Genomic DNA, 4,728 nt, shown 5'->3' with positions numbered 1-4,728 from the left:
CTATACACATAACTATTACCGCAAGTGTGGCTTAAGCTTTCTCCAAGCACAGCAACCCTAATCTGCTCTGGCGTCCAGCCATGGGAATGCAGATCCTTGAATGCCTGAAGCCCAGACGTGTGAGTCAGCAGATGTTTCACCGTCACTTCTTCCTTCCCACTTCCTATGAATTCAGGAAAATATCGGGACACGGTATTCCTAAGGCGCAGCTCGCCACGTTCAATTAGCTGCAATATCAACGGAAGTGTCGACATCACTTTGGTTAAAGAAGCACAATCATAAATCGTATCTTCTGTTACTTTCAAGTTCGTATCCTTAGAAATAATTGAGTGACCCACGGCATAGGTACCTGCTATAGCCCCTTTTCGCCCTACGAGTGCCACACCACCTGGAATTTCACCAGCATCCTTTTCTCGATCTAATAGACGGAATGCACGCTGCAATTTATCACCATTTATTCCCAACTGTTCTGGAGAGGCTTGGGGCAAATCCATGTCGATATTCATGTCTCAATTAGACCTCCTTACTATAAGTTATTTTCTTTTATTCGAAATGAAACGGCAAATCCCTCTATATGAACGCTTATGAGCAAAAGCTGAACTCCGTCAAACCTCGAAGTTAGCTACTTTACCACCCACCCACAATTCCCGCATACTCCTCACCATACCTCCAACTGCTACCTCAACTGCCAATAACAAATTCAAATAACCCTAGCGGGAAAACCGCTAGGGTTACTACTTGCTTGTAACAGCTTGTCAAAGCTGAAAGCCCGGCAATATAACGATTATTCAAATGAACGACGGGATGGCCAAGCTCCTTGCAGCTTACGGATGAACATAATTTGTCCTGTGTGATAGGCATCATGCATGATGAGACTATTCACCCAACGCCCAACGGATTGCGAACGATTCGGATAAACATGCTCGAAGTCATCCTTTTTCCACTGCGCAATCCGATCCCGAATACTCTGATGAACTGCTTGCAAACGAACCAAAGTTGCTTCCCAAGCCTCGTCAGAAGTAGAAGTTACGGCAAACGTATCATCATTGGTCATATCCGGGTAATCGGATTCTTCTCCAGTCATTCTGTACAACAATCGTTCTTTATAAAAAATCAAATGATTCAAATTCTCAGCAATCGTGTTCACATGCTCACCTTCTGGCCGCCAGTTGGCTTGCTCGGCAGTCAGACCATTGAGTGCATCCGTAAGTGGAGGATACCAATCCTCTTTCTCATAGCAGCTGTCCCATCCATGAAGCAAAAGCTCGATTTTATTCATTGCAATGCCTCCTAAATTTGTCATATGGTCACTTTAACTACATTTATATGTTACATCACCCAATGAAACTTGGAAACCTGTTCCATTAATGAATCGATTGGCTGAACCGTGTCTAACACGATTTCACCGTCCAGAAATTCCGTTTTAATATGTTGATAATGTTCTTTCAGCGTATCTAAATCAGTTATTAATTGATTGGCCTGTGGCGCATTACTCCTCTCAGCAAGTCGCTGCGCCCAAGTGTAGTCATCACTACATATGCAATGCAGCGTCATTAATTTCCCGCCTCTTTCTTCTACCCAATGCTTAAACTTAGACACAGCCTCCGAATGATTAAATCCATAATCAAGAATTACGTTAGCATCCGTCGCAATAACCGTATGAAGGAACCGATACAGAAAATCAAAACTGATCTGATTTCTCGCCTCATGCGCAGAGACATCATTCGCTACAGCATCATAAATATCATCCTTATGAAGCACTGGTAGTTTCAATCTTTTGCCAAGTTCATTGGATAAGGTTGTTTTACCAGTTCCAGCTTTCCCTCGAAATAAAATAATGGTTGACATGTTCGTTATTTACCACTCCAAACGCTCTTTAAGTGAAGTAATCTGTGCCATATGATGCCGATTATGCCAAGCAAACCTTTGTAAAGCCAAATCAAGGCTCATTAATCCATGAGTTGGACTCGTGAATGTACGCTCATAATCGAGCGGCGTCAACGAATCGAGTAACTTGGCGAAACGAGTATGCAGCGACTCAAGAAGAGCAATAGATGTTTCGATCAGCGTTTCCTGATAATCGCTCAGATCTGCCCACAAGTCCTCCCTATAGGAACTTGCAGCAGGTTGATCTTCTGTCAACGCTCTTTTGAAGCGAATGTACGCATTCATATCGTTGTCAGCCATGTGATGGATGACCTGTTGAACGGTCCAACCACCAGACCGATAAGGTGTTTGTAACTGTTCTAGTGTTAGATTTTGCACGATAAGCCTCAGCTCTTGGCTGCATAACTTAATCTCTTCCATCCATACCTTCCGCTGGTCTGCCGTTGAACGCTGAATCCCTTCAAATCTCCCAATTGGATAACGTGATTGGTCCAAATCCTTCCATGCTCCTTCCCTTCTATTTCGAATAACAAACTAATTCTAGCCTCACCCATTTATTTCCTTTAACGAAAAAAATGAAGCCTAAACGCGACAGCGCCTAGACTTTATTTTCAAATTGTTCTATTTCTGCGATAGCACAGATCTAACGGCCTTCCCAATTTCCTCGTAACTTGTGCAGCGGCAAATATTAGATTGAAGCCACCTGAGCATCTCGTCTTCACTCGCATTGGGGCATTGCTGAGTCAAGGCATGTGCTACCATAATATAGCCTGGTGTGCAAAATCCACACTGAAAAGCAAAGTGCTCAACAAAAGCTTTTTGTATCGGAGCATCTCCACCTAACCCTTCAATGGTCGTGATATTGCACCCCGGAGCCTCAATGGCCAACATCAGGCAAGATTTGATGGGAACACCATCCACATTCACTGTACATGCGCCGCAGTCGCCATTTTCGCAGCCTTCTTTTGCACCAGTAAAGCCCAAATGCTCACGCAGCACTCGCAGCAGCGTATCCGCTGATCGAATGACAGCATGGTGCCGATTGGCATTGATAACCAATTCAATTTCACTTTTGGTCATCCCGCTCACCCTCATCGCCTCCCCTGTTCCAGAGCTGACATAACATCCAATAATGTGTTGCGCAGCACAAATGTCCTATAGGCTGCTGAGCTTAAAATGTCATTCAATATCGGTACAGGCCACCACCCAATAACGTTATCCACGCGAGTTTCCAAAGAGAGCGAGGTATCATTAAGAATTTCTTCAATCTTCTTAGATCGAAAAGGGATGGCGCTTACTCCACTGAATGCAACACGAATCCCATTGCCTGTTTGAAGTCCCGCAATACGAACGATTGGATAATCGATTCTTTCGAATTTGGTCTTTTTGATAGTCACAAAAGGCATTTTCAAATAAGAAGCATCGCTTATAATTTGGACGAGAAGCTCTCCTTTTTCCAAACGCGGCTCCCCGTTCAAAATTTGGCGTATGGGTACTTGCCGAACACCACTAGGGCCAGCCAAGACAACCTCGCTATCTACTAGCAAAAATGGCAGCAGCCCCTCCCGATAAATGAACTTCCCACAAAGAAGCCCGCCTATCGTAATTTTATTACGAATCGTATGATCGGYGATGTCTCGAACCGTGTCTTCAAGTAGTGAAAACAAAGGGGATTCCGTAAGCGTATTGAGTGTAATTGCTGCGCCAATGACCAGTTGACTAGAACGAAATTGAAATACACGGCATTCGGGAATCCCCTTGATGTCAATCACCGCACCTGTGTGAAGCTGATCCAAGCGCGCCATGGAGATGATTTCAGTCCCGCCGGAATAATACAGCGGTGCTTTACCGCTTGCCTCCATTTGCTGATAGATCAGTACCGCTTCCTCAAAGCTAGCCGGCTTAACATATTCAAAGTCAAATGAGATCATTGGTTCCTCCCCATCGACTGCCAGATGAACTCCGGTGTCAAAGGCAGTACGTTCAATTCAACTCCGACTGCAAGCGACAAGGCATTTGCCAGAGCAGGCGCCATCCCGATTGTTCCATGCTCCCCAATGCCGCGGGCACCGTAAGGACCCTCCATGAACGGTGTCTCCACAAACTCAACCAAATAGTCCGGGTTATCGCCGAACCGGGTCAATTTATATGAGCGCAGCTGAGGATTCAGCACTTGACCCGCTTGATTGAACAGAAATCCCTCCCTTGTGGCAAAGCTTAACCGTCAAAGACAGAGGCCGCTCGAAGAACGCGATACGTACACTCGCGAGTATCAAATTCAATTTCAATGGCTTGCGCGCCTACGGTCCACTGCTGTGCTGCGATGCCTTTCCCTGTTTCAGGATCAAGTCTCGTAATATCATGGACCCGGTACCTGCCGCGGCCAATGACCGGTTTGCCCGAAGCGCTGCCATCCGGGTATTGGTAGCCGCTGACAACTTCGCTGACTCTAAGACTGATGATTGGGTCGTCTTTGACATAGATCATGCCACGCCCGACAGCCAAGTCTTGTGGTGGCACTTGCAGGACGATCGAAGCATTATCTTTTAACTGTGCTATGACATCTTCTGCCGCATCCTGAACAGCACGACCAACCATCATTGTCGTGCTGCTCGACACCGTTTTCCAATGTTCAGGTGTGATTTGTGTATCCACATCCATTTTGACGTGAACATCGCTTATTTCCATATTTAGCTTCTCTGCAAGGATTTGAGCCATGATTGTACGGTTCCCTTGACCAAGTTCAATCGAGCCTACGCTGAGATTCGCACTGCCGTCATAATTGAATGTGATCGTAGCTCCGGTACCCGTATCGATACCTGAACCCGAGGCTTTCCACAC

Annotated in this window: 8 protein-coding genes; all 8 read right to left on the bottom strand. The window is 45.7% G+C overall.

All coding sequences use genetic code 11. From position 1 onward, the window contains the following. Nucleotides 1-506 (bottom strand): serine hydrolase domain-containing protein (locus AC1DUA_RS26480; protein WP_477502617.1); only part of this gene is annotated, 506 nt, incomplete at its 3' end. A 278-nt stretch (nucleotides 507-784) separates the two neighbouring features. After that, nucleotides 785-1,279 carry a DinB family protein gene (locus AC1DUA_RS26475; RefSeq protein ID WP_477502616.1) on the bottom strand — a complete coding sequence of 165 codons (495 nt, stop codon included), beginning with the start codon at nucleotides 1,277-1,279 and terminating at the stop codon, nucleotides 785-787. A gap of 50 nt (nucleotides 1,280-1,329) precedes the next feature. Next, nucleotides 1,330-1,848, bottom strand: a complete 519-nt coding sequence (locus tag AC1DUA_RS26470) for a P-loop nucleotide/nucleoside kinase family protein (protein ID WP_477502615.1) — start codon at nucleotides 1,846-1,848, stop codon at nucleotides 1,330-1,332. Between the two features lie 9 nt (nucleotides 1,849-1,857). Continuing rightward, a complete protein-coding gene (locus AC1DUA_RS26465) occupies nucleotides 1,858-2,382 on the bottom strand; it encodes a YfiT family bacillithiol transferase (RefSeq protein ID WP_477502614.1) in 525 nt (174 codons plus the stop codon). A gap of 126 nt (nucleotides 2,383-2,508) precedes the next feature. Continuing rightward, entirely contained in the window at nucleotides 2,509-2,976 is a 468-nt protein-coding gene (locus AC1DUA_RS26460) for a (2Fe-2S)-binding protein (protein ID WP_477502613.1), read from the bottom strand. 2 nt (nucleotides 2,977-2,978) lie between these two features. After that, the gene (locus AC1DUA_RS26455) at nucleotides 2,979-3,818 is read right to left on the bottom strand and encodes an FAD binding domain-containing protein (protein WP_477502612.1); all 840 of its coding nucleotides are present in this window, start codon (nucleotides 3,816-3,818) and stop codon (nucleotides 2,979-2,981) included. Beyond that, complete coding sequence (locus tag AC1DUA_RS26450) at nucleotides 3,815-4,060, bottom strand: hypothetical protein (protein ID WP_477502611.1); 246 nt, start codon at nucleotides 4,058-4,060, stop codon at nucleotides 3,815-3,817. Before AC1DUA_RS26450 ends, AC1DUA_RS26455 begins: the two co-directional genes overlap by 4 nt. Nucleotides 4,061-4,104: 44 nt before the next feature. Continuing rightward, the coding region (locus AC1DUA_RS26445; protein WP_477502610.1) for a molybdopterin cofactor-binding domain-containing protein at nucleotides 4,105-4,728 on the bottom strand (624 nt) is incomplete at its 5' end.

The sequence above is a fragment of the Paenibacillus sp. 01T422 genome (genome assembly GCF_056398785.1).
This window is presented reverse-complemented; position numbering and strand designations above follow the sequence as displayed.

Coding starts and splice junctions, on each gene's coding strand:
- AC1DUA_RS26475 (WP_477502616.1), bottom strand. CDS start 1,279: ATGAATAAAATCGAGCTTTTGCTTCATGGATGGGACAGCTGCTATGAG.
- AC1DUA_RS26470 (WP_477502615.1), bottom strand. CDS start 1,848: ATGTCAACCATTATTTTATTTCGAGGGAAAGCTGGAACTGGTAAAACA.